The sequence below is a fragment of the Paenibacillus sp. GQ49 genome, from assembly GCF_059759055.1.
The window spans coordinates 12,502-35,037 of sequence record NZ_JCAXEL010000031.1; the positions used below are offsets into that span (position 1 = coordinate 12,502).

Annotated in this window: 34 protein-coding genes; all 34 read right to left on the reverse strand. The window is 45.3% G+C overall.

The window, feature by feature from the left end:
* Positions 1–18: 18 nt before the first annotated feature.
* Positions 19–387: a 30S ribosomal protein S13 gene (rpsM, locus tag AC6CIF_RS30375; RefSeq protein WP_062329455.1), complete on the reverse strand. Its 369-nt coding sequence runs from the start codon at positions 385–387 to the stop codon at positions 19–21.
* Positions 388–407: 20 nt separating this feature from the next.
* Positions 408–521: a 50S ribosomal protein L36 gene (gene rpmJ, locus AC6CIF_RS30380; RefSeq protein ID WP_003333770.1), complete on the reverse strand. Its 114-nt coding sequence runs from the start codon at positions 519–521 to the stop codon at positions 408–410.
* Positions 522–673: 152 nt separating this feature from the next.
* A complete protein-coding gene (infA, locus tag AC6CIF_RS30385) occupies positions 674–889 on the reverse strand; it encodes a translation initiation factor IF-1 (protein WP_017692098.1) in 216 nt (71 codons plus the stop codon).
* 3 nt (positions 890–892) lie between these two features.
* Complete coding sequence (locus tag AC6CIF_RS30390; protein WP_036607194.1) at positions 893–1,201, reverse strand: KOW domain-containing RNA-binding protein; 309 nt, start codon at positions 1,199–1,201, stop codon at positions 893–895.
* Positions 1,202–1,211: 10 nt separating this feature from the next.
* On the reverse strand, positions 1,212–1,964 hold the full coding sequence (gene map / locus AC6CIF_RS30395) for a type I methionyl aminopeptidase (protein ID WP_036607191.1): 753 nt from the start codon (positions 1,962–1,964) through the stop codon (positions 1,212–1,214).
* A gap of 3 nt (positions 1,965–1,967) precedes the next feature.
* A complete protein-coding gene (locus AC6CIF_RS30400; protein ID WP_036607188.1) occupies positions 1,968–2,612 on the reverse strand; it encodes an adenylate kinase in 645 nt (214 codons plus the stop codon).
* Positions 2,613–2,702: 90 nt separating this feature from the next.
* Positions 2,703–4,001, reverse strand: coding sequence for a preprotein translocase subunit SecY (secY, locus tag AC6CIF_RS30405; protein WP_076216860.1), 1,299 nt, complete (start codon positions 3,999–4,001; stop codon positions 2,703–2,705).
* Complete coding sequence (gene rplO / locus AC6CIF_RS30410; RefSeq protein ID WP_017692093.1) at positions 4,001–4,441, reverse strand: 50S ribosomal protein L15; 441 nt, start codon at positions 4,439–4,441, stop codon at positions 4,001–4,003. The genes secY and rplO overlap by 1 nt, the downstream gene beginning before the upstream one ends.
* 43 nt (positions 4,442–4,484) lie before the next feature.
* Complete coding sequence (gene rpmD / locus AC6CIF_RS30415) at positions 4,485–4,670, reverse strand: 50S ribosomal protein L30 (RefSeq protein ID WP_017692092.1); 186 nt, start codon at positions 4,668–4,670, stop codon at positions 4,485–4,487.
* Between the two features lie 13 nt (positions 4,671–4,683).
* Positions 4,684–5,181 carry a 30S ribosomal protein S5 gene (rpsE, locus tag AC6CIF_RS30420; protein ID WP_017692091.1) on the reverse strand — a complete coding sequence of 166 codons (498 nt, stop codon included), beginning with the start codon at positions 5,179–5,181 and terminating at the stop codon, positions 4,684–4,686.
* A gap of 27 nt (positions 5,182–5,208) precedes the next feature.
* Positions 5,209–5,577, reverse strand: coding sequence for a 50S ribosomal protein L18 (gene rplR, locus AC6CIF_RS30425; protein WP_017692090.1), 369 nt, complete (start codon positions 5,575–5,577; stop codon positions 5,209–5,211).
* A gap of 117 nt (positions 5,578–5,694) precedes the next feature.
* Positions 5,695–6,237, reverse strand: coding sequence for a 50S ribosomal protein L6 (gene rplF / locus AC6CIF_RS30430; RefSeq protein ID WP_017692089.1), 543 nt, complete (start codon positions 6,235–6,237; stop codon positions 5,695–5,697).
* A gap of 30 nt (positions 6,238–6,267) precedes the next feature.
* Positions 6,268–6,666, reverse strand: coding sequence for a 30S ribosomal protein S8 (gene rpsH, locus AC6CIF_RS30435; protein WP_017692088.1), 399 nt, complete (start codon positions 6,664–6,666; stop codon positions 6,268–6,270).
* Positions 6,667–6,698: 32 nt separating this feature from the next.
* Positions 6,699–6,884, reverse strand: a complete 186-nt coding sequence (locus tag AC6CIF_RS30440; RefSeq protein ID WP_013312154.1) for a type Z 30S ribosomal protein S14 — start codon at positions 6,882–6,884, stop codon at positions 6,699–6,701.
* A gap of 73 nt (positions 6,885–6,957) precedes the next feature.
* Positions 6,958–7,500: a 50S ribosomal protein L5 gene (gene rplE / locus AC6CIF_RS30445; protein ID WP_076216859.1), complete on the reverse strand. Its 543-nt coding sequence runs from the start codon at positions 7,498–7,500 to the stop codon at positions 6,958–6,960.
* Between the two features lie 32 nt (positions 7,501–7,532).
* Complete coding sequence (rplX, locus tag AC6CIF_RS30450; RefSeq protein ID WP_017692086.1) at positions 7,533–7,886, reverse strand: 50S ribosomal protein L24; 354 nt, start codon at positions 7,884–7,886, stop codon at positions 7,533–7,535.
* Between the two features lie 39 nt (positions 7,887–7,925).
* Positions 7,926–8,294 carry a 50S ribosomal protein L14 gene (gene rplN, locus AC6CIF_RS30455; RefSeq protein ID WP_017692085.1) on the reverse strand — a complete coding sequence of 123 codons (369 nt, stop codon included), beginning with the start codon at positions 8,292–8,294 and terminating at the stop codon, positions 7,926–7,928.
* A gap of 34 nt (positions 8,295–8,328) precedes the next feature.
* On the reverse strand, positions 8,329–8,595 hold the full coding sequence (gene rpsQ / locus AC6CIF_RS30460; protein WP_017692084.1) for a 30S ribosomal protein S17: 267 nt from the start codon (positions 8,593–8,595) through the stop codon (positions 8,329–8,331).
* Between the two features lie 48 nt (positions 8,596–8,643).
* Entirely contained in the window at positions 8,644–8,841 is a 198-nt protein-coding gene (rpmC, locus tag AC6CIF_RS30465; RefSeq protein WP_017692083.1) for a 50S ribosomal protein L29, read from the reverse strand.
* Positions 8,831–9,265: a 50S ribosomal protein L16 gene (gene rplP / locus AC6CIF_RS30470; RefSeq protein ID WP_017692082.1), complete on the reverse strand. Its 435-nt coding sequence runs from the start codon at positions 9,263–9,265 to the stop codon at positions 8,831–8,833. Before rplP ends, rpmC begins: the two co-directional genes overlap by 11 nt.
* A 2-nt stretch (positions 9,266–9,267) precedes the next feature.
* Entirely contained in the window at positions 9,268–9,933 is a 666-nt protein-coding gene (gene rpsC / locus AC6CIF_RS30475) for a 30S ribosomal protein S3 (RefSeq protein WP_076216858.1), read from the reverse strand.
* 15 nt (positions 9,934–9,948) lie between these two features.
* The gene (gene rplV, locus AC6CIF_RS30480) at positions 9,949–10,281 is read right to left on the reverse strand and encodes a 50S ribosomal protein L22 (RefSeq protein ID WP_024633583.1); all 333 of its coding nucleotides are present in this window, start codon (positions 10,279–10,281) and stop codon (positions 9,949–9,951) included.
* Between the two features lie 35 nt (positions 10,282–10,316).
* On the reverse strand, positions 10,317–10,595 hold the full coding sequence (rpsS, locus tag AC6CIF_RS30485; RefSeq protein WP_062836183.1) for a 30S ribosomal protein S19: 279 nt from the start codon (positions 10,593–10,595) through the stop codon (positions 10,317–10,319).
* Positions 10,596–10,666: 71 nt separating this feature from the next.
* Positions 10,667–11,497, reverse strand: a complete 831-nt coding sequence (gene rplB / locus AC6CIF_RS30490; RefSeq protein ID WP_017692078.1) for a 50S ribosomal protein L2 — start codon at positions 11,495–11,497, stop codon at positions 10,667–10,669.
* A 30-nt stretch (positions 11,498–11,527) separates the two neighbouring features.
* The gene (gene rplW / locus AC6CIF_RS30495) at positions 11,528–11,818 is read right to left on the reverse strand and encodes a 50S ribosomal protein L23 (protein WP_017692077.1); all 291 of its coding nucleotides are present in this window, start codon (positions 11,816–11,818) and stop codon (positions 11,528–11,530) included.
* The gene (gene rplD, locus AC6CIF_RS30500; protein WP_017692076.1) at positions 11,818–12,441 is read right to left on the reverse strand and encodes a 50S ribosomal protein L4; all 624 of its coding nucleotides are present in this window, start codon (positions 12,439–12,441) and stop codon (positions 11,818–11,820) included. The genes rplW and rplD overlap by 1 nt, the downstream gene beginning before the upstream one ends.
* A gap of 25 nt (positions 12,442–12,466) precedes the next feature.
* Positions 12,467–13,090, reverse strand: a complete 624-nt coding sequence (gene rplC, locus AC6CIF_RS30505; RefSeq protein ID WP_017692075.1) for a 50S ribosomal protein L3 — start codon at positions 13,088–13,090, stop codon at positions 12,467–12,469.
* 46 nt (positions 13,091–13,136) lie between these two features.
* Entirely contained in the window at positions 13,137–13,445 is a 309-nt protein-coding gene (rpsJ, locus tag AC6CIF_RS30510) for a 30S ribosomal protein S10 (RefSeq protein ID WP_017692074.1), read from the reverse strand.
* A gap of 436 nt (positions 13,446–13,881) precedes the next feature.
* Positions 13,882–15,072, reverse strand: a complete 1,191-nt coding sequence (tuf, locus tag AC6CIF_RS30515; protein WP_017692073.1) for an elongation factor Tu — start codon at positions 15,070–15,072, stop codon at positions 13,882–13,884.
* A gap of 95 nt (positions 15,073–15,167) precedes the next feature.
* Positions 15,168–17,246 (reverse strand): elongation factor G, encoded by a 2,079-nt coding sequence (gene fusA / locus AC6CIF_RS30520; RefSeq protein ID WP_076216857.1) that lies wholly within the window; start codon positions 17,244–17,246, stop codon positions 15,168–15,170.
* Between the two features lie 49 nt (positions 17,247–17,295).
* On the reverse strand, positions 17,296–17,766 hold the full coding sequence (rpsG, locus tag AC6CIF_RS30525) for a 30S ribosomal protein S7 (protein ID WP_017692071.1): 471 nt from the start codon (positions 17,764–17,766) through the stop codon (positions 17,296–17,298).
* 87 nt (positions 17,767–17,853) lie between these two features.
* Positions 17,854–18,276, reverse strand: a complete 423-nt coding sequence (gene rpsL, locus AC6CIF_RS30530) for a 30S ribosomal protein S12 (RefSeq protein WP_017692070.1) — start codon at positions 18,274–18,276, stop codon at positions 17,854–17,856.
* A 153-nt stretch (positions 18,277–18,429) separates the two neighbouring features.
* Positions 18,430–18,678, reverse strand: a complete 249-nt coding sequence (locus tag AC6CIF_RS30535; RefSeq protein ID WP_498202608.1) for a ribosomal L7Ae/L30e/S12e/Gadd45 family protein — start codon at positions 18,676–18,678, stop codon at positions 18,430–18,432.
* Positions 18,679–18,883: 205 nt separating this feature from the next.
* Positions 18,884–22,498 (reverse strand): DNA-directed RNA polymerase subunit beta', encoded by a 3,615-nt coding sequence (rpoC, locus tag AC6CIF_RS30540; RefSeq protein ID WP_076216856.1) that lies wholly within the window; start codon positions 22,496–22,498, stop codon positions 18,884–18,886.
* Positions 22,499–22,536 lie beyond the last annotated feature (38 nt).

Genomic DNA, 22,536 nt, shown 5'->3' on the forward strand with positions numbered 1-22,536 from the left:
TTCTCTTATCCCCCCTTATTATTTCTTCTTGTTCGCTACTGTACGACGAGGACCTTTACGAGTACGAGCATTCGTTTTCGTACGTTGTCCACGAACAGGCAGACCACGACGATGACGAACTCCACGGTAACAACCGATCTCCGTCAAACGTTTAATATTCAAAGAGATTTCTCGACGCAGGTCACCTTCTACTTTGACCTCTTTATCGATACTTTCACGCAATTTGCTGACTTCATCTTCCGTCAAATCACGAACACGAGTGTCCGGATTGATGCCTGTTGTGCTCAGAATTTTCTGGGAAGTCGTTTTACCGATTCCGAAAATATAAGTCAAGGCGATCTCAACGCGCTTATCACGTGGCAAATCCACACCAGCTATACGTGCCATTTTACGCTACACCCCCTTCTTTAACCTTGTTTTTGTTTGTGTTTCGGATTTTCACAGATAACCATAACATTCCCTTTGCGGCGAATGACTTTGCATTTTTCGCAAATCGGCTTGACCGAAGGTCTTACCTTCATGTGAATTACCTCCTCAAAGTTTTGCTAAGCAAAACCCTCTTCGTAAGCATTGACCTTGTTCTACTATTGTAAAACCGGCTTCGAAGCTTTCGCAAGTTTTGCCGGGCAAAACCCGCTACATAAGCTTCACAGTTCATTGCAACTGTCTACTACTATTTACGGTAAGTTATGCGACCTTTTGTTAAATCATAAGGCGACAACTGAACAACTACTTTGTCTCCAGTCAGGATACGGATAAAGTGCATCCGCAGTTTTCCGGAAACGTGAGCGAGAATTTGATGACCGTTCTCAAGCTCAACCTTGAATGTTGCATTCGGTAGCGGTTCGAGAACCGTACCTTCCACTTCAATGACATCTTCCTTGGCCATTAGTCAGTCTCCTTTCTCTTCAGCTTGAATGTTGGTGGATTCCAGAAATGAATGAACCGCGTAACGGAGCTTTCCATTTGTCACCCGACCACTCTCGTTTAAACTGTTCACAACCTCGCTGCTAATCATGGGCTGGAGTTCAAGATGAAGAAGATTCTTCTTCTTTGGTTGATCAAACTTACGTTTGTCTCCATCCGCAATATATACGAACTTACCGTCCGCTATAGCAACAATTACTGCGGCTTGGTCCGCATTGCGGCCTTTACGGATCTTCACAAGTTGACCGAGCTGCGGATTAGACTGACTGTTCATGCCTCATCACCTACGCATTCAGTTTCGTGAAAATTTCCATACCATCTGGTGTAACTGCTACGGTGTGTTCAAAGTGGGCACATAACTTACCATCAACCGTGACGACAGTCCAGTTATCTTCCAACGTTTTCACATACCGTCTACCTACGTTAACCATCGGCTCTATGGCCAGCACCATGCCCGCTTTAAGCCGTGGTCCCCGATCGGGAAGACCATAGTTCGGAATCTGTGGTTCTTCGTGCAGATCTGCGCCTATGCCGTGACCGACATATTCACGAACTACGGAGAACCCTTCATCTTCAATATATTTCTGAATCGCATGAGATATTGTAAACAAGCGAACGTCCGGTTTTACCAGCGCCAGACCTGCGTATAACGAAGCCTCGGTAACGTCCAGAAGACGACGGGCTTCTTCGGAAATACGGCCGACCGGATAAGTCCAGGCGGAATCTCCATGATACCCCTGGTACTGCGCGCCAATGTCAAACGTAACGATATCGCCCTCGTTCAACTTGCGTTTGCCGGGAAATCCATGTACCAACTCTTCATTTACTGAAGCGCACACACTGGCAGGGAAACCGTTATAACCTTTGAAAGACGGCACAGCTCCTTGACTGCGGATATATTGATCAGCCATATGGTCAAGTTCTCCAGTCGTAATACCGGGAGCGATATGCTCTGCCAAGAGACGATGCGTTTCCGCAACAATTCTCCCTGCTTCCCTCATCAAGCCCAGTTCCGTTTCGGACTTACCAATGATCATCAATTAACCTCTCAGTAAGGACACGATTTCTTGAGAAACTTGATCGATATCCTGTTCTCCGTTCATTTGACGAAGAAGACCTTTAGTCTCATAGAACGTGAGGAGTGGTGCTGTTTTGTTGATATACTCGTCCAGTCGTGTACCTACACTCTCTTCATTATCATCAGAGCGTTGATACAACTCACCAGCGCATTTATCACAAATACCTTCCTGCTTAGGCGGATTGAATACCACATGATAAGTGGAACCACAGTTTTTACAAATTCGACGACCCGTCAAACGAGCCAGCAATTTGTTGCGATCCACTTTCAGGTTGATTACATGATCGAGACCTGAGTTCAATCTATCCAGAATGCCATCGAGCGCTTCTGCTTGGGAAAGGGTTCTTGGAAATCCGTCCAAGAGAAAACCTTCTCTGCAGTCAGGCTGCTGCAAACGTTCTTCAACGATGCCAATGGTTACATCATCTGGTACAAGCAATCCTTGATCCATATATTCCTTGGCTTTCATGCCAATGGGAGTTCCCTGTTTGATCGCGAGACGAAATGCATCGCCTGTTGAAATATGGGGAATACCGAACTCTTTCACGATGACGTCTGCTTGCGTTCCTTTTCCTGCCCCCGGAGGGCCCATGAATAGGATGTTCACGTTATGTCACTCCCTCCAAGACTACCCTACATCAACAAACAGCACAATAGGTGCCGGCAAGTAAATCTTCACTCGACCGGTACCTATTGCCTATTTATTGATAAAACCTTTGTAGTGGCGTTTGATCAATTGGCTTTCGATTTGCTTCATCGTATCCAGCGCAACACCGATAACGATCAGGAGGGATGTTCCTCCAATTTGCGCAGATTGAGGCAAACCAGAAAGTGCCCCTAAGAATACAGGCAGAACGGAAATGACTGCCAAGAAGATGGCTCCGGCCATTGTCAAACGAGTCATGACACGGGTCAGATATTTCTCGGTTGCTTTACCCGGGCGAATGCCTGGGATGTAACCGCCGTTCTTTTTCATATTATCAGCCATCTGCTGTGGATTCATCTGTACGAAAGTATAGAAGAATGTGAAACCGAAGATCATCACGACATACAGCAACATACCCAGAGGTTTGTGTGTAGTCAGGTTCTGTCCGATCCACTGTGCCCAGAGGCGATCTGCCCAGAAGTTGGCGATGATCGTTGGGAACATCAACAGCGATGAAGCAAAGATGACAGGGATAACACCTGCTGCATTAATTTTCAGCGGGATATGTGTATTCTGTCCACCGTACATTTTGTTACCTACGACACGTTTAGCGTACTGTACCGGAATCTTCCGAATCGCCTGCTGAATGTAAATGACTCCTATGATGATCAACACAATAACAATTGCGATGATAACACCTTTAAGAATATTCATAAACAGTTGGTCAGGTTGAATGAAGTCAGATTCGACCGTTTGTTTGATAATGTTAGGTACCGTAGATAGGATACCCGCAAAGATCAAGATCGAAATTCCGTTTCCTATGCCCTTCTCGGTGATCTGCTCACCAAGCCACATCAGGAATGAAGTGCCGGCCGTAAGTACAATCGCGATCAAGATATAATCTGCAAATGTAGCGTTAGGCACCATCTCTGTATTGTACAAGCGGTTGAATCCGATCGACGTACCAAACGCTTGAATCAATGCCAGCCCGATGGTTAAATAACGGGTTAACTGTGCAGATTTCTTCTTACCTTGTTCACCTTGCTTTGCCCACTCCGCTAATTTAGGAATAACGTCCATGGAAAGCAACTGTACTATGATAGACGCAGTGATGTAAGGCACGATCCCGAGCGCAAATATCGAGAACTGGAAGAGCGCTCCACCCGAGAACGTATTGAGAAGTCCAAAAACTTCTTTACCCGCAGAATTTGTCGCTTCGAACACATCTTTGTTAACTCCCGGCACGGGGACAAAGGAGCCGATGCGGTAAATGATCAGTACAAAAAGGGTAAATAATACCCTTTTGCGCAGATCCTCAACCCGCCAGATATTCTTTAGGGTCTTGAACATTAAATCACCTCAGTTGTACCGCCGGCAGCTTCAATTTTCTCAATAGCAGATTGAGAAAACTTGTTAGCTTTAACAGTCAGCTTCACAGTGACATCACCGTTACCCAGGATTTTGATTCCGGATTTAGCGTTTTTAACTACGCCATTCGTCATCAAGAATTCTGGAGTTACTTCAGTACCCGCAGCAAAACTGTTCAGGTCTTCAGTATTCACAACTGCATATTCTTTGCGAGTTGGGTTTACAAAACCACGTTTTGGCAAGCGACGATACAATGGATTTTGTCCACCTTCGAAGCCTGGACGAACTCCACCGCCAGAACGAGAATTTTGTCCTTTGTGACCGCGACCTGATGTTTTACCTGTACCACTACTTGGACCGCGACCAAGACGTTTACGTTCTTTGCGGGATCCAGGAGATGGTGAAAGCTCATGTAACTTCATCGTTCGTTGCACCTCCTTAAAGATTTGTGGGATTAACCCGTTATTAAGCTTCTACTTCTTTAACAGCAACCAAGTGGCTTACTTTGTTAATCATACCACGGATGGCAGGATTATCGTTTTGTACCACTTTGCTATTGATTTTGCGCAAACCCAATGTTTTCACAGTTGTTCTTTGCGTCTCCGGACGTCCGATCAAGCTGCGGACGAGGGTAATTTCTAATTTAGCCATGAGAATTCCCTCCTTAACCCAGAAGCTCTTCGACGGATTTTCCGCGCAGTTTAGCCACGTCTTCAGCACGCTTCAAACGGGACAAACCTTCCAAAGTCGCATTGACCATGTTCATGGAATTCGAAGAACCCAGAGATTTTGTCAAAATGTCACCTACACCAGCAAGTTCGAGAACCGCACGTACAGGACCACCAGCGATAACACCAGTACCTTCAGATGCTGGTTTCAACAGCACGCGTCCTGCGCCGAACTTACCTGTTACCAAGTGAGGAATCGATGTTCCTACGAGTGGAACGTGTACAAGGTTTTTCTTAGCGTCTTCAATACCTTTGCGAATTGCATCAGGTACTTCGCCCGCTTTACCGATACCAGCTCCAACCCAGCCGTTGCCGTCGCCGACTACAACCAGTGCGCTAAAGCTGAAACGGCGTCCGCCTTTTACTACTTTAGCTACGCGATTAATATTTACAACTCTTTCAGTCAGTTCCAAAGTATTCGGATCTACACGCAAGTCGTTAACCTCCTTTTGAAAAATATCTTAAAACTCAAGTCCTGCTTCACGAGCCGCTTCAGCCAATGCTGCGATACGACCATGGTACAGATAACCGCTACGGTCAAATACGATGTTGGAAACACCTTTGTCTTTAGCACGTTTAGCAACGAGTTCGCCAACTTTACGAGCTGATTCAACAGATGCACCATTTTTGATGTCAGTGCTCAATTCTTTGTCTACGGTAGACGCGGAAGCGATTGTTACACCAGCAACATCATCGATGATTTGAGCATACATATGTTTACCAGAACGGAATACGTTCAAACGAGGACGTGCTGCCGTTCCTTGGATTTTCTTACGAACACGAAGGTGTCTTTTCAGACGAGCCTTATTTTTATCTGGTTTCGTAATCATCTCAAAGATTCACTCCTTTCAGGTTACCTCGCTGGCTTCAAAGCAGAAGCCACGGGGTATATTAGAAACACACGAAGCAAGCAAGCCGAAAGCCGCGCAAAGGCGGTAAGAGAAATCTTATTTCTTCTTACCGGCTTTACCTTCCTTACGGATGATACGCTCGCCTTCATATTTAATACCTTTACCTTTGTATGGCTCAGGTTCACGTACGGAACGGATTTTAGCAGCGTAAGCACCTACACGCTCTTTGTCAATTCCGCGAACGATGATTTTTGTATTCGAAGGTACTTCGAATTCAATTCCCGCTTCCGGTGTAATTTCAACCGGGTGAGAGTAACCAACGTTCAGAACGATTTTATCTCCGGATTTGCTTGCACGATATCCGACCCCAACCAATTCCAGAGATTTCGCGAATCCTTCAGTAACGCCGCTCACCATATTGTTTACAACGCTACGCGTTGTGCCGTGCAAAGAACGGTGAGTTTTGTTATCGGAAGGACGCACAACTGTGATTTCGTTATTTTCAACTGTAACCTTCATGTCTTTATGAAGCTCACGAGTCAAAGTTCCTTTAGGTCCTTTTACCGTAATAACGGTGTTGTCCAGGGTGATGTCTACACCACTTGGTACTGTGATTGGTTTGCGACCAATACGAGACATATGTTGCACCTCCTATCTTGTGACGTTATATTACCAAACGTAGCAAACGACTTCTCCGCCGGATTTCGATTGACGAGCTTCTTTGTCCGTCATGATACCTTTAGATGTCGAGATGATCGCGATTCCCAGGCCACCAAGTACACGAGGTACTTCGTTGCTTTTCGTGTAAACACGAAGACCAGGTTTACTGATTCTTTTCAGACCAGTGATAACGCGCTCGTTATTTTGACCGTATTTCAGGAAAACACGGATAATCCCTTGTTTGTTATCATCGATAACTTCAGCGTCACGGATGAAACCTTCACGCTTCAGGATATCGGCGATTTGTTTTTTCATTGTCGAAGCAGGCATTTCTACCGTTTCGTGACGAACAGTGTTCGCGTTACGAATACGAGTAAGCATATCTGCAATTGGATCAGACATAGTCATTGTGAGTTAACCTCCTTCCCGTTCAGGACTTTTTACCAGCTTGCTTTTTTCACGCCAGGGATCTGGCCTTTATAAGCTAATTCACGGAAACAAATTCTGCAAATTTTGAACTTTTGCAGGACCGAATGTGGACGTCCGCAACGCTCACAGCGTGTATATGCACGTACTTTAAACTTAGGTGTACGTTGTTGTTTAACTTTCATCGAAGTTTTTGCCACTTAGCCTGACACCTCCTAAATAATTTCGGAGAAAAGGGAGTCTTTCCAGACACCCGGAAACGTTATGCCAACATTACTTAACGAAAGGCATTCCCATTTGCGTGAGCAATTCGCGGGACTCTTCGTCTGTTTTCGCCGTTGTTACGATGACAATATCCATACCGCGGACTTTATCAACTTTATCATACTCGATCTCTGGGAAGATCAGTTGCTCTTTCAGACCCAGTGTGTAGTTACCACGTCCATCGAAAGCTTTACTCGATACACCGCGGAAGTCGCGGACACGAGGAAGCGTTACGTTGAGCAATTTATCTAGGAAGTAGTACATACGCTCACCGCGTAATGTTACTTTCACACCGATAGGCATATTCTCACGCAGTTTGAAACCTGCGATAGATTTTTTAGCACGAGTGATTACAGGTTTTTGACCTGCGATCAGTTGCAAATCGCTTACTGCGGAATCCAACACTTTAGAGTTTTGGACAGCGTCGCCCACACCCATGTTGATAACGATTTTCTCGATTTTCGGCACTTGCATTACCGTTGTATAGTTAAACTTCTGCATCAAAGCAGGAGCGATTTCTTGCAGGTAACGTTCTTTCATTCTTGATGCCATGAATCATAGCCCTCCTTTCTCATTCGGTTCAATTAGTCGATAATTTCTCCGGAACGTTTAGCAACGCGCACTTTCTTACCGTTATCCAAAACTTTGTAACCTACACGGGTTACTTTTCCGCTCTTCGGATCGATGTGCATTACGTTGGAAACGTGAATCGGAGCTTCCTTCTCGATAATGCCGCCTTGCGGATTTTGCTGGTTAGGCTTCTGGTGTTTTTTCACCATGTTAACACCTTCCACAAGGACGCGGTTCTCACGAGGATAAGCAGCGATGACACGGCCTTTTTTACCTTTGTCTTTACCGCTGATCACCATAACCGTATCTTCCTTTTTAACGTGAAGTTTGTTGTTATGGGATTCCAGAACTTTTTTCACTCTTGGCATTTCGTACACCTCCTGTTTCTAACATCACGAGATTAAGCTTTAGATAACTTCTGGAGCCAAGGAAACGATTTTCATGAAGTCTTTATCGCGAAGTTCGCGAGCAACTGGTCCGAAAATACGTGTTCCACGTGGGCTTCTGTCGTCTTTTACAACAACCGCTGCATTTTCATCAAAACCGATGTAGGAACCGTCTTTACGACGTACAGAACGTTTCGTACGTACGACAACCGCTCTAACTACATCACCTTTTTTGACAACGCCGCCTGGTGTTGCTTGTTTAACAGAACAAACGATCAGATCACCGATTTGAGCTGTACGACGTCCCGTACCGCCGAGTACGCGGATACACATCAGTTCCTTCGCACCGGAGTTGTCAGCCACAGTCAAACGTGTAAATGGTTGAATCATTTAGTATTCCTCCTTTCAGCAGTGCTGCTGAGCATTAGATGATAACCGCTTTTTCTACGATTTCAGTAAGTCTCCAGCGTTTATCTTTCGAAAGCGGACGAGTCTCCATGATTTTCACCGTGTCACCGATTTTCGCAGTGTTTTCTTCGTCATGTGCTTTGAATTTTTTAGTAACCTTAATGCGTTTATGGTACAAGTTGTGTTTTTTGTAAGTTTCTACAGCAACAACAATTGTTTTGTCCATTTTATCGCTGACCACTTTACCAGTTTGCACTTTACGTGCGTTACGTTCTTCGCTCATTGTTGGCCTCCTTCCTGATTACGGACGGATTGTCCATCCTATCCCTAATTAACCGATTCCCAATTCTCTCTCACGGATAATGGTTTTAGCACGAGCTATTTCTTTCCGCACATCACGGATGCGAGTCGGGTTATCCAGCTGACCGGTAGCTAATTGAAAGCGGAGGTTAAAGAGTTCTTCTTTAAATCCGGCAATCTTTTGCTCAATTTCAGCAGAGGTTAGGTTGCGAAATTCACTAGCTTTCATTTGCTTCACCACCCAATTCTTCACGTTTCACGAACTTCGTTTTGATTGGCAGTTTGTGAGCGGCAAGACGCATTGCTTCGCGTGCAATTTCCTCCGGTACACCAGCAAGTTCAAACATGATCTTACCTGGTTTCACTACTGCAACCCATTTTTCTACGTTACCTTTACCGCTACCCATCCGAACCTCGAGAGGCTTTTGAGTGATTGGTTTGTCTGGGAAAATTTTAATCCAAACTTTACCACCACGTTTGATGTAACGAGTCATCGCAATACGAGCCGCTTCGATCTGACGGTTCGTAATCCAAGCCGGTTCCGTAGCTTGCAGACCGTATTCGCCAAAGTTCAGAGTCGTTCCGCCTTTAGCTTGGCCTTTCATATGTCCACGTTGTTGCTTACGGTGTTTTACACGTTTTGGTACCAACATGATTAGTTGCCTCCTTCCTTAGCAGCTTGTTTCTTAGCCGTAGGAAGAACCTCTCCACGATAGATCCATACTTTTACGCCGATACGTCCGTAAGTAGTATGAGCCTCTGCAGTACCATAGTCAATGTCAGCACGCAGTGTGTGCAGTGGAACAGTTCCTTCGCTGTAGCCTTCAGAACGTGCGATCTCAGCACCGCCAAGACGTCCGCCTACTTGAGTTTTGATACCTTTAGCACCGGAGCGCATAGTTCTTTGAATTGCTTGTTTCAGAGCACGACGGAAAGAAACGCGACGTTCCAATTGTTGTGCAATGCTTTCAGCTACAAGAACAGCGTCCAAGTCCTGGTTCTTAATTTCAGAAATGTTGATGTGTACTTTTTTACCGCCAGCAATTTTCGTAATTTGGTTACGAAGATTTTCAACTTCCGAACCACCCTTACCAATAACCATACCTGGTTTAGCAGTGTGAATCGTTACGTTTACGCGGTTAGCCGCTCTCTCAATTTCTACACGAGATAAAGCGGAGTCTTTCAATTTATTTTTCAGGAATTCACGAATTCTCACGTCTTCCATCAAAAGATCACCGAAGTCTTTGCCTGCATACCACTTAGATTCCCAGTCACGGATAATTCCGACACGGAGTCCGACTGGATTTACCTTTTGGCCCACACATTTCCCCTCCTTCTACTTCTCAGATACCACCAAAGTAATGTGGCTAGTACGTTTGTTAATACGACTTGCACGTCCCATTGCACGAGGGCGGAAACGTTTCATTGTCGGTCCTTGGTTCACGTAAGCTTGCGAGATAACCAAGTTGTTAACATCCAAAGAATAGTTATGTTCCGCATTCGCAATAGCGGAGTTAAGCAACTTCTCAACGATTGGAGAAGCGGATTTCGGAGTGTGACGGAGAATGGCAACCGCCTCACCTACTTGCTTGCCGCGAATCAAGTCAACAACGAGTTGAACTTTACGAGGAGCAATCCGGATAAACTTAGCATGTGCTTTTGCTTCCATTGTGTAACCTCCTCTCAAACATTAAAGATGTTCATTTATCTTCTTGTTTTCTTATCATCATCAGTATGGCCTTTGTACGTACGGGTTGGAGCGAACTCACCCAGTTTGTGTCCGACCATGTCCTCAGTTACATACACTGGCACGTGTTTACGACCGTCGTAAACGCCAAATGTGTGACCGATGAATTGTGGGAAAATTGTAGAACGACGGGACCAGGTTTTGATTACGTTCTTCTTGCCTGAAGCTTCCATCTCTTCTACCTTTTTGAGCATGTAGCCATCAATGAATGGCCCTTTTTTCAAACTGCGACCCATGTGGAGATCCTCCCTTCAAACGTAGCTATTATGCATCCGCAGATGCCTCACGAAGTTATGCACAGTGTGTATTACTTCGTGCGGCGGCGAATGATGTATTTATCAGAAGCTTTATTTTTCTTACGCGTTTTGTAACCAAGAGTAGGTTTACCCCATGGTGACATTGGCGATTTACGTCCGATTGGAGCACGACCTTCACCACCACCGTGTGGGTGATCGTTAGGGTTCATTACTACACCACGAACCTCAGGACGTTTACCCAACCAACGGCTACGACCGGCTTTACCGATTTTGATGAGCTCGTGGTCTTGGTTACCAACAGATCCGATTGTCGCGCGGCAAACTTTCAAAATACGACGAACTTCTCCGGAAGAGAGACGAACGGAAACGTATTTTTCTTCTTTACCAAGCAATTGAGCTTCTGTACCAGCAGCACGAACCAATTGTCCGCCTTTACCTGGTTTCAACTCGATGTTGTGGATAACGGTACCTACTGGAATGTTTTCGAGTGGCAGTGCGTTACCGATTTTGATGTCTGATTCAGGTCCGGAGAATACTTGATCTCCAACTTTCAAACCTTTAGGAGCGATGATGTAACGTTTCTCACCATCAGCATAGTGAATCAAAGCGATGTTGGATGTACGGTTCGGGTCATACTCAATCGTAGCAACGCGGCCCGGTATTCCATCTTTAGTACGTTTGAAGTCAATGATACGGTATTTACGTTTGTGTCCACCACCATGGTGACGAACTGTAATTTTACCTTGGTTGTTGCGGCCTGCTTGTTTGCTCAACGGGGCCAACAACGATTTCTCCGGCTGATTTGTGGTGATTTCCTCAAATGTAGAAACGGACATGTTCCGTCTTGCCGGGGATGTTGGTTTATACTTTTTGATTGGCACTGGGTTTCCCTCCTTACTTCAAAAATTCAATTATACAGTTTCAAAAAACTCAAGCGTTTTGCTGTCTTTTGTCAGCGTTACAAACGCTTTTTTCCATTCGCTAGTATATCCGGAATAACGTCCGTACCGTTTCGGCTTAGCTGGAACACGAAGCGTGTTCACGTTTTTCACTTTTACATTGAAAATAGCTTCTACTGCCTTTTTGATCTCGGTTTTGTTTGCACGGATATCGACTTCAAATACATATTTCAAGTCGTTCATCATGTCAGCAGTACGTTCCGTAATAATCGGACGTTTTACAATATCACGAGGATCCTTCATTACGCGAGCACCTCCTCTACCTTCTGAACTGCTTCTTTCGTAATGATCAATTTGTCGTGCGAGAGCACGTCAAGAACATTAATACCGTCAGCAGCTACGAATTTCACGCCTGGAATATTCCGTGCGGAAAGAGCTACATTATCATCATAGCTAGGAGCTACGATCAAAGCTTTACGTCCCACTTTGAGGTTACTCAAGATGGCTGCAAATTCTTTAGTTTTAGGCGTACTCAACGTAAGAGCGTCCAAAACGATAATGTCATTGTCAAGCACTTTGGATGAAAGGGCTGATTTGATCGCCAAGCGGCGAACTTTCTTAGGCAGTTTATACGCATAGCTCCGTGGTGTTGGACCAAATACGATACCGCCGCCTTTCCATTGTGGTGAACGAATTGAACCTTGACGAGCGCGACCTGTACCTTTTTGTTTCCAAGGCTTACGTCCACCGCCACGAACTTCAGAACGTCCTTTTACTTTGTGGGTACCTTGACGAAGGGAAGCGCGTTGCATAAGAACTGCATCGTACAGAACGTGTTGGTTCGGCTCAATTCCGAAAACCGCATCGTTCAATTCAACTTCGCCTACTTGGCTACCATCTACATTGTAAACTGATACTTTTGGCATTTTGTGTTCCTCCTTTCTTCAGTGGTTATTTTTTCACCGTTTCTTTAACTCTGATGAGACTGTTTTTCGGTCCAGGAATGGAACCTTTCACGAGCAACACGTTACGCTCAGCGTCTACTTTAACTACTTCAAGACGTTGAATTGTAATAGTATCATGTCCCATGTGTCCTGGCAGGCGTTTGCCTTTAGGAACGCGGTTAGCTTGGATCGAACCCATTGAACCAGGGCCACGGTGGTAACGCGAACCGTGTGACATAGGTCCAGTGCTTTGTCCCCAACGTTTGATAACGCCGGCAAAACCTTTACCTTTAGAAATACCCGTTACGTCAACGAATTCGCCTTCAGCGAAAATGTCAGCTTTCAGTTCTTGGCCAACTTCATATTCTGCGATGTTGATACCGCGAACTTCACGAACGTAGCGCTTAGGGGCAGTGTTCGCTTTTTTAGCGTGACCTGCTTCTGGCTTGTTAGCATTTTTCTCTTTCTTATCGGAGTAACCGATTTGAATTGCTTCGTAGCCATCGTTCTCAATGTCTTTCTTTTGCAAAACAACACAAGGGCCTGCTTCGATAACCGTTACTGGAACGACGTTACCTTCAGGAGTAAATACTTGAGTCATTCCGAGTTTTTTTCCTAAGATTGCTTTCATGTTGACACCTCTTTTCCTTTATACATGGTCTTTGTTGTAGCTTGTATTACAATTTAATTTCGATATCTACACCGGACGGCAGATCCAAGCGCATCAAGGCATCCACAGTTTGTGGAGTCGGGTTAACGATGTCGATCAAACGTTTATGTGTACGTTGTTCGAATTGTTCCCGAGAATCCTTGTACTTGTGCACCGCACGAAGAATAGTAATGATTTGTTTTTCAGTAGGAAGCGGAATCGGACCGGATACACCAGCACCCGAACGTTTTGCTGTTTCAACAATTTTCTCCGCGGATTGATCAAGAATTCTGTGGTCGTAAGCTTTCAAACGAATACGAATTTTTTGCTTTGCCATTTTAGTCCCTCCTTCTATCGCCCAATTTTTTATCGGACATACTCCGTGAAAATTTTCTAGCCACTCTCCCATGGCAAAGGGGCCGGGTGTGCCAGTAACCTCTCACATCATCGCAACGTCACAGAACAACATTCATTATTATATAGAAAAGATAGGCGTATTGCAAGCATATTTAAGAAAAACATTTAAACTTATCTTTTCTGATGAAATGACTTCGTTTATTGCAGTGTTAATCTTCAATATCCAGGCTGCCTTGCCAATCCTTCTAAACTCGTAAATGATGTTCATCTTGTATGACGCAGGTTCCGAACTTTAAACATAATAAAAGAGTTCTCTATCCGATGTCGGATAAAGAACTCTTCCGAAGCTTCGTTACAATACAATGTTACTCGTTCCAGTACACTGTTACATATGCTTTATTCAGCGTTAAGCCGAATTATTTTTGGATAGATGCTACGGAACCGGCACCTACTGTACGTCCGCCTTCACGAATGGAGAATTTAGTTCCTTCTTCAATCGCGATTGGGGAGATCAGGGAAACAGTAACAGTGATGTTATCACCAGGCATTACCATTTCAGTACCTTCAGGCAAGTTGATGATGCCTGTTACGTCAGTTGTACGGAAGTAGAACTGTGGACGGTAACCAGTGAAGAATGGTTTGTGACGTCCGCCCTCTTCTTTAGTCAGAACGTAGATTTGAGCTGTGAATTCTGTGTGTGGCTTAACAGAACCTGGTTTTGCAAGTACTTGACCACGCTCGATTTGAGTACGGTCAACACCACGCAACAATGCACCGATGTTGTCACCCGCTTGAGCGGAATCCAACAATTTACGGAACATCTCAACGCCTGTTACAACGGATTTTTTAGTTTCTTCAGTGATACCAACGATTTCGATCTCTTCGCCGACTTTAACAGTACCACGCTCTACACGGCCAGTAGCAACAGTACCACGACCAGTGATGGAGAATACGTCCTCGACAGGCATCAAGAAAGGCTTGTCAGTTTGACGCTCAGGCAGTGGGATGTAAGTGTCGATCTCTTTGAACATCTCAACGATTTTTTGAGCCCATTCGCCATCTGGGTTTGCCAGAGCTTCACGAGCGGATCCACGAGTGATTGGAGTATCGTCACCTGGGAACTCATATTCGTTAAGAAGGTCGCGAACTTCCATCTCAACCAATTCCAACAACTCTTCGTCTTCAACCATGTCACATTTGTTCAAGAATACAACAATGTAAGGTACGCCTACTTGACGGGAGAGCAAGATGTGCTCACGAGTTTGTGGCATTGGGCCGTCTGCTGCGGATACTACCAAGATAGCTCCATCCATTTGAGCCGCGCCAGTGATCATGTTTTTAACATAGTCGGCGTGACCTGGGCAGTCAACGTGAGCGTAGTGACGAGTGTCAGTTTCGTACTCAACGTGTGATGTGGAGATTGTGATACCGCGTTCGCGCTCTTCTGGAGCTTTGTCGATTTGGTCGAATGCAATTGCAGCACCACCGTAAGTTTTGGACAATACAGTTGTGATTGCAGCAGTCAGAGTTGTTTTACCGTGATCGACGTGACCAATAGTACCGATGTTAACGTGGGGTTTATTACGTTCGTATTTAGCCTTTGCCATTTGAACGTGGCCTCCTTAAAATTATAATTTTATGTTTTCACTGAATGAAGTGCTCCGAATTGAATTCTTATGCACTTGCATCCAGTGTGAGAAAACTACTCGGTGCCTTTTGTTTTGGCAACGATTTCTTCAGCGATGCTCTTAGGAACTTCTTCATAGTGAGAGAGTTCCATGGAGAATACGCCGCGTCCTTGAGTACCGGAACGAAGAGTTGTAGAGTAACCAAACATTTCAGACAAAGGTACCTTAGCACGGATGATTTGAGCTCCACTACGGGAATCCATACCTTCGATGCGGCCACGACGGGAGTTCAACATACCCATTACGTCACCCATGTACTCTTCTGGAACAGTTACTTCTACTTTCATGATAGGCTCAAGCAGAACTGGTTTACACTTGTCTTTAGCCGCTTTAAGCGCCATAGATCCAGCAATTTTAAATGCCATCTCATTGGAATCGACATCATGGTAAGATCCGTCTACGATTGTAGCCTTAACGTCAACAAGCGGGAAGCCTGCAATAACGCCGTTTTTCATTTGCTCTTCAATCCCTGACAGTGCAGGTTGAATGTATTCTCTTGGTACGGAACCACCGACAACCTTACTTTCGAACTGGCTGCCTGTACCCGGCTCGAGAGGTTCGAATTCAACCCATACGTGACCGTATTGACCACGACCACCGGATTGACGTACGAATTTACCTTCAACGCGCGCTGGAGCACGGAATGTTTCACGGTAAGCTACTTGTGGTTTACCCACAGTAGTTTCAACCTTGAACTCACGACGCATACGGTCGATGATGATATCAAGGTGAAGCTCACCCATACCCGCCAAGATTGTTTGACCTGTTTCTTCGTCAGTATGAGCACGAAGAGTTGGATCCTCTTCAGTCAACTTACCGAGAGCAACACCCATTTTATCTTGGTCAGCTTTGGTTTTAGGTTCAACGGCGATTTCGATAACCGGATCAGGGAAGTTCATTGACTCCAGGATAACCGGATTTTTCTCATCACATAGTGTATCACCTGTACCCGTATCTTTCAAACCCACGGCAGCTGCAATATCACCGGAGTAAACTACAGTGATTTCTTGACGGCTGTTCGCATGCATTTGAAGGATACGACCGATACGCTCACGTTTGTTTTTAGTGGCATTCAATACATATGATCCGGATTGAAGAACACCAGAGTATACGCGGAAGAATGTCAATTTACCAACGTAAGGGTCTGTCATGATTTTGAATGCCAATGCGGAGAAAGGCTCTTCATCGGATGACTGACGGACTGCTTCAGTTCCATCTTCAAGATGTCCAGTGATCGAAGGAACATCTGTTGGAGCTGGCAAGTAATCGATAACAGCATCCAACATCAGTTGAACACCTTTGTTACGATACGAGGATCCACAGATAACCGGGAAGATCTTAACATCTACAACACCTTTACGGAGTACGGCTTTGATCTCATCAATTGTGATTTCTTCGCCTTCCAGGTATTTCATTGTCAAATCTTCATCCAGTTCAGCAACGCGCTCAATCAACTCGTTGCGAAGTTCTTCAACTTGATCTGCAAATTCTGCAGGAATGTCGGTTTCTTCGATATCTTGACCAAGGTCATCTTTGTACATATGAGCTCTTTGTGCAACGATATCGATGATACCAGTGAAATCATTTTCAGCGCCGATCGGAAGTTGAATCGCAACTGCGTTCGCTTGAAGGCGATCACGCATGTCAGATACAACGTTCAGGAAGTCAGCACCGATGATATCCATTTTATTTACATATGCGATACGAGGTACGCCGTACTTGTCAGCCTGTCTCCATACGGTTTCGGACTGAGGCTCAACGCCTTCTTTCGCACTGAATACACCAACTGCTCCGTCCAATACACGAAGGGAACGTTCAACTTCAACAGTGAAGTCAACGTGTCCCGGGGTATCAATAATATTAACGCGGTGGCCTTTCCAAGCAGCGGTAGTTGCAGCGGAAGTAATCGTAATTCCGCGCTCCTGTTCCTGTTCCATCCAGTCCATTGTCGCAGCGCCTTCGTGTACTTCACCGATTTTGTGCGTACGTCCTGTGTAAAACAGGATCCGCTCAGTTGTCGTGGTTTTACCCGCATCAATATGAGCCATGATCCCGATATTACGTGTATTTTTCAAGGAGAACTCTCTAGCCATGAAATGGGTCTCCCTTCAAAATTGAAGTTTTTTTATTGTGAACTGAATCCTACCAACGGTAGTGAGCAAACGCTTTGTTCGCTTCAGCCATTTTGTGCGTATCTTCACGTTTTTTAACGGAAGCGCCTGTGTTGTTGGAAGCGTCGATGATCTCAGCCGCCAAACGCTCTTCCATTGTTTTCTCACCGCGGTTGCGGGAGTAGTTCACGAGCCAACGTAATCCCAGAGCAGTACGTCTCTCTGGTTTCACCTCGATTGGTACTTGGTAGTTGGCACCGCCGACACGGCGAGCTTTAACTTCCAGGACTGGCATGATGTTCTTGATTGCTGCTTCAAATACTTCCATAGGGTCATTACCCGTACGTTCTTGAATCAACTTGAACGCATTATACAGAATGCTTTGAGCAACACCGCGTTTTCCGCCGATCATGATGCGGTTGATTAAACGAGTAACCAACTTGCTATTGTACAATGGATCAGGCAACACGTCTCTTTTCGTAACTGGACCTTTGCGTGGCATGGATATCCCCCTTTCTTTCTTGTTCAGCAGACCCTGTACCTTCCAGACCTAAGCCAGAAGGCTTTCAGGTTCTCTGCTTATAATGGTTTAGGCTTTTTTAGCTTTTGGACGTTTAGCACCGTATTTCGAACGAGCTTGCATACGGTTGTTTACGCCTGCAGTATCGAGAGCTCCACGAACGATGTGATAACGAACTCCTGCAAGGTCTTTAACTTTACCTCCGCGGATCAATACCACACTGTGCTCTTGAAGGTTATGTCCGATTCCCGGGATATAAGCAGTAACCTCGAGACGGTTCGTCAAACGAACACGGGCATACTTACGAAGTGCAGAGTTTGGTTTACGTGGAGTCATTGTACCTACACGAGTGCAGACACCACGTTTTTGTGGGGCACTGATGTTAGTAGATTCACGTTTCAAAGCGTTGAATCCTTTTTGCAAAGCTGGAGATTTTGACTTCTCAACTTTTGCTTGACGTCCTTTACGAACCAGTTGATTAATAGTTGGCATGTGATTGCCACCCCCTTCCTGAAATATTCATGTTTCTTTATAAACCTCTTTTCGCTAAGTCCACAGACCCAGGCGGTTCATAAAAAGACAAATGAAAAGTTTTTGCCTTAGAGAATCCCTAAAAGTTCTCGGACAAAAACGTTCCTTACACTATCATTTTACGACAGCAGCCATAGCTGCTCCCACTCCAATCCCGCAGGCTTTGCCGAGATTTTTCATTGTATCCACTTTCGTGTACTTCACATTGTGTTGTTCACACAAAGCAATGATTTTGGAAGTGAGCTGCGGATCACTATCTTCTGCGACATAGACTTCAGAAGCCATAGCTGTCTGCACCATCCGCATGGTCTGTTTGGTACCTATTTTGACATGAGCATCTTGCAAGGCTTTTTCATTAGACATTGTGCATTCCTCCGAATGGAACCATGTACAATCAGCTGCCCACGCACCTTTGATATATTAGCATCTAGCGCAAGCATTGTCAATGCTAATCCTAAAACATTTTTTAAAAGTTTACGCACATCAGGATTCGTCCGCCTTCATTGTACAAGCGTCCGCCTCCTGACGTACAAAACCTTCATTCCCCTCTAAATGAGGAGGATTCTATTTAATCTACCGAAACTGGCTCAAGTTCTTCTACTGAAGATTGGCCATCTTCTGGCTCAGCAAATTTGATGCTGCGGTAACGGTGCATACCTGTACCAGCAGGGATCAATTTACCGATGATTACATTTTCCTTCAGACCGAGCAACTGATCGACTTTACCTTTGATCGCTGCGTCTGTCAGTACACGTGTAGTTTCTTGGAACGAAGCCGCCGAGAGGAAGGAGTCTGTTTCCAGGGACGCTTTCGTAATACCGAGCAAGATTGGTTTAGCAACCGCTGGCTCTTTATCACTAAGAATCGCAATTTTGTTAGCTCTTTCGTACTCATGCATATCCACGAACGATCCCGGCAACAGCGTTGTATCTCCTGCATCTACGATGCGGATTTTACGCAGCATTTGACGGATCATAACTTCAACGTGTTTATCGTTAATTTCTACGCCTTGGTTACGATATACGCGTTGTACTTCCTGCAGAATGTAGTTTTGTACACCACGTATGCCTTTAATCCGTAACATCTCTTTTGGATCAATGGAGCCGTCTGTCAACTCGTCACCTGCTTCAACTTCCGCGCCTTCGCTTACGCGCACACGGGAACCGTAGGTAACGGAGTAAACTTTGGATTCCGCCTCACCTTGAATTTCGATTTCACGACGATCTTTCGCTTCGCGAATCTCTTTAACTACACCATCAATCTCACTGATCGTTGCTTGACCCTTAGGATTACGAGCTTCAAACAACTCCTGGATACGCGGCAAACCTTGCGTAATATCGTCTCCGGCTACACCACCGGTGTGGAATGTACGCATTGTAAGCTGTGTTCCCGGCTCACCAATGGACTGCGCTGCAATAATACCAACTGCTTCACCAATCTCCACGTGTTTACCAGTCGCGAGGTTGCGACCATAACACTTCTTGCAGACACCATGACTTGCACGGCAGCTGAGGACGGAGCGGATTTGCAATTTAGTAATACCTGCTTTGATGATCGCTTCTGCTTTATCGGAGTCAATCAATTCATTGCGACCTACAATGATTTCTTTCGTTTCCGGATGACGAACTGTCTCGAAGCAGTATCTGCCTTCAATACGATCGTAGAGATCTTCGATAACCTCTTTACCATCCTGGATACGACTTACCGTAAAGCCTTTATCTGTACCACAATCATCATCACGCACGATTACGTCTTGGGCTACGTCTACGAGACGACGAGTCAGGTAACCTGAATCGGCTGTACGCAGGGCTGTATCCGCCAAACCTTTACGCGCTCCGTGAGTGGAAATAAAGTACTCGAGTACCGTCAGACCTTCACGGAAGTTCGATTTGATTGGGAGTTCGATAATTCGACCGGATGGGTTGGCCATCAGACCACGCATACCGCCCAATTGGGTGATTTGCGATTTGTTACCCCGTGCTTTGGAGTCTACCATCATCATGATCGAGTTGTAACGATCCATGGACTTCATCAGAATCTCAGTGATGTCATCTTTGGATTTTGACCAGATGTCAATGATACGGTCATAGCGCTCTTCATTCGTAATCAGACCACGACGGTACTGATTCGTAACGATTTGTGCTTTTTCCTCAGATTGTCTAAGAATTTCAAACTTCTCAGGCGGAACGATAACATCAGATACCGCAACCGTAATACCGGCACGTGTAGAGTATGTGAATCCAAGTTGTTTGATTTTATCCAAAATAACGGCTGTTTCCGTTGTGTGATAAATTTCAAAACAACGTGCAATGATGGAGCCGAGGTATTCTTTACCGACACCGCCAGCCAGAGGAGCATTCATAATAGCTTCTCTGAGATCAGCACCCTTTTCATATACAAATGAGTGATCTGCAGTACCTTGGTACAGGTTAGCACGAGTCGCATCATTGATATACGGGAAGCTTGCCGGGAAAATTTCATTGAAGATAATTTTACCGATAGTTGTCAGCAACATTCCTTCTTGCTGCTCTTCCGTGAAGCTTGTTTTACCAAGCGCCTTAACCGGAATAGCCACACGCGCATGCAGACCAGCAGTACCACGTTGGTATGCCGATACAGCTTCGTTAACTGTACGCAAGATCATACCTGTGCCCTTTTCTTCCTTGTTGTCCATAGTGAGGTAGTAAGAACCAAGCACCATATCCTGGGAAGGAGTAACAACCGGTTTACCGTCTTTCGGGTTCAAAATGTTACCAGATGCAAGCATCAGGATACGTGCTTCAGCTTGAGCTTCAGCGGACAGCGGAACGTGCACGGCCATTTGGTCACCGTCAAAGTCGGCATTGTATGCCGTACATACGAGCGGGTGAAGACGAATTGCTTTACCTTCAACGAGAATCGGTTCAAATGCTTGAATACCGAGTCTGTGAAGCGTAGGGGCACGGTTCAACAGAACCGGATGCTCCTTGATTACTTCTTCAAGAACATCCCATACTTCAGGACTTACACGCTCAACTTTACGTTTCGCGCTCTTGATGTTGTGGGCAAGCCCTTTATTTACAAGCTCTTTCATAACAAAAGGCTTGAACAATTCAAGTGCCATATCTTTTGGCAGACCACACTGATACATTTTCAGGTAAGGTCCAACAACGATAACGGAACGACCAGAATAGTCAACCCGTTTACCGAGCAAGTTTTGACGGAAACGTCCTTGTTTACCTTTCAGCATGTGGCTGAGAGATTTCAATGGACGGTTACCAGGACCCGTTACCGGGCGTCCACGACGGCCATTATCGATCAATGCGTCAACAGCTTCCTGCAACATCCGTTTTTCATTTTGCACGATAATATCTGGCGCGCCCAGATCAAGCAGGCGTTTCAGACGGTTGTTCCGGTTGATTACACGGCGATACAAGTCATTCAGGTCAGACGTTGCAAAACGTCCACCATCCAACTGTACCATTGGACGAAGTTCCGGCGGGATAACAGGAAGTACATCCATGATCATCCACTCTGGCTTATTGCCGGAGTTGCGGAATGCTTCGATAACTTCCAGACGTTTGATTGCACGATTACGACGTTGTCCTTGCGCAGTCCGGAGCTCTTCTTTCAGGAACTCGAGCTCTTTGTCTATGTCAAGGTCTTGAAGCAATTTTTTAACTGCTTCTGCGCCCATGCCAGCATGGAAACCATAGCCGTATTTTTCACGGTAGCTGCGGTATTCTTTCTCGGACAACAGTTGTTTTTTCTCCAGTGGAGTTTCTCCTGGATCAGTTACAACATATGATGCAAAATAAATAATCTCTTCAAGAGATCTTGGAGACATATCCAGAGCAAGACCCATACGGCTCGGAATACCTTTGAAGTACCAGATATGCGATACCGGAGCAGCGAGCTCAATATGCCCCATCCGTTCGCGGCGTACTTTCGCACGTGTTACTTCAACGCCACAACGATCACAGACAACGCCTTTATAACGGACGCGTTTGTATTTACCGCAATGACATTCCCAGTCTTTTGTAGGGCCAAAAATCTTTTCGCAGAACAGCCCTTCTTTTTCCGGTTTCAACGTACGATAGTTGATCGTTTCCGGTTTTTTCACTTCTCCGCGGGACCAAGAACGAATTTTCTCTGGGGAAGCAAGCCCGATCTTCATGTATTCGAAATTGTTGACGTCCAACAAGGAGCAACCCTCCTTAACCAATTCCTGTAATCTAGGTT

Coding starts and splice junctions, on each gene's coding strand:
- rpsM (WP_062329455.1), bottom strand. CDS start 387: ATGGCACGTATAGCTGGTGTGGATTTGCCACGTGATAAGCGCGTTGAG.
- rpmJ (WP_003333770.1), bottom strand. CDS start 521: ATGAAGGTAAGACCTTCGGTCAAGCCGATTTGCGAAAAATGCAAAGTC.
- infA (WP_017692098.1), bottom strand. CDS start 889: ATGGCCAAGGAAGATGTCATTGAAGTGGAAGGTACGGTTCTCGAACCG.
- AC6CIF_RS30390 (WP_036607194.1), bottom strand. CDS start 1,201: ATGAACAGTCAGTCTAATCCGCAGCTCGGTCAACTTGTGAAGATCCGT.
- map (WP_036607191.1), bottom strand. CDS start 1,964: ATGATCATTGGTAAGTCCGAAACGGAACTGGGCTTGATGAGGGAAGCA.
- secY (WP_076216860.1), bottom strand. CDS start 4,001: ATGTTCAAGACCCTAAAGAATATCTGGCGGGTTGAGGATCTGCGCAAA.
- rplO (WP_017692093.1), bottom strand. CDS start 4,441: ATGAAGTTACATGAGCTTTCACCATCTCCTGGATCCCGCAAAGAACGT.
- rpmD (WP_017692092.1), bottom strand. CDS start 4,670: ATGGCTAAATTAGAAATTACCCTCGTCCGCAGCTTGATCGGACGTCCG.
- rplR (WP_017692090.1), bottom strand. CDS start 5,577: ATGATTACGAAACCAGATAAAAATAAGGCTCGTCTGAAAAGACACCTT.
- rplF (WP_017692089.1), bottom strand. CDS start 6,237: ATGTCTCGTATTGGTCGCAAACCAATCACAGTACCAAGTGGTGTAGAC.
- rpsH (WP_017692088.1), bottom strand. CDS start 6,666: ATGACTATGTCTGATCCAATTGCAGATATGCTTACTCGTATTCGTAAC.
- rplE (WP_076216859.1), bottom strand. CDS start 7,500: ATGGCATCAAGAATGAAAGAACGTTACCTGCAAGAAATCGCTCCTGCT.
- rplX (WP_017692086.1), bottom strand. CDS start 7,886: ATGCCAAGAGTGAAAAAAGTTCTGGAATCCCATAACAACAAACTTCAC.
- rplN (WP_017692085.1), bottom strand. CDS start 8,294: ATGATTCAACCATTTACACGTTTGACTGTGGCTGACAACTCCGGTGCG.
- rpsQ (WP_017692084.1), bottom strand. CDS start 8,595: ATGAGCGAAGAACGTAACGCACGTAAAGTGCAAACTGGTAAAGTGGTC.
- rpmC (WP_017692083.1), bottom strand. CDS start 8,841: ATGAAAGCTAGTGAATTTCGCAACCTAACCTCTGCTGAAATTGAGCAA.
- rplP (WP_017692082.1), bottom strand. CDS start 9,265: ATGTTGGTACCAAAACGTGTAAAACACCGTAAGCAACAACGTGGACAT.
- rplV (WP_024633583.1), bottom strand. CDS start 10,281: ATGGAAGCAAAAGCACATGCTAAGTTTATCCGGATTGCTCCTCGTAAA.
- rpsS (WP_062836183.1), bottom strand. CDS start 10,595: ATGGGTCGCAGTTTGAAAAAAGGGCCATTCATTGATGGCTACATGCTC.
- rplW (WP_017692077.1), bottom strand. CDS start 11,818: ATGAAGGATCCTCGTGATATTGTAAAACGTCCGATTATTACGGAACGT.
- rplD (WP_017692076.1), bottom strand. CDS start 12,441: ATGCCAAAAGTATCAGTTTACAATGTAGATGGTAGCCAAGTAGGCGAA.
- rplC (WP_017692075.1), bottom strand. CDS start 13,090: ATGAAAGCAATCTTAGGAAAAAAACTCGGAATGACTCAAGTATTTACT.
- rpsJ (WP_017692074.1), bottom strand. CDS start 13,445: ATGGCAAAGCAAAAAATTCGTATTCGTTTGAAAGCTTACGACCACAGA.
- tuf (WP_017692073.1), bottom strand. CDS start 15,072: ATGGCAAAGGCTAAATACGAACGTAATAAACCCCACGTTAACATCGGT.
- fusA (WP_076216857.1), bottom strand. CDS start 17,246: ATGGCTAGAGAGTTCTCCTTGAAAAATACACGTAATATCGGGATCATG.
- rpsG (WP_017692071.1), bottom strand. CDS start 17,766: ATGCCACGCAAAGGTCCAGTTACGAAAAGAGACGTGTTGCCTGATCCA.
- rpsL (WP_017692070.1), bottom strand. CDS start 18,276: ATGCCAACTATTAATCAACTGGTTCGTAAAGGACGTCAAGCAAAAGTT.
- AC6CIF_RS30535 (WP_498202608.1), bottom strand. CDS start 18,678: ATGTCTAATGAAAAAGCCTTGCAAGATGCTCATGTCAAAATAGGTACC.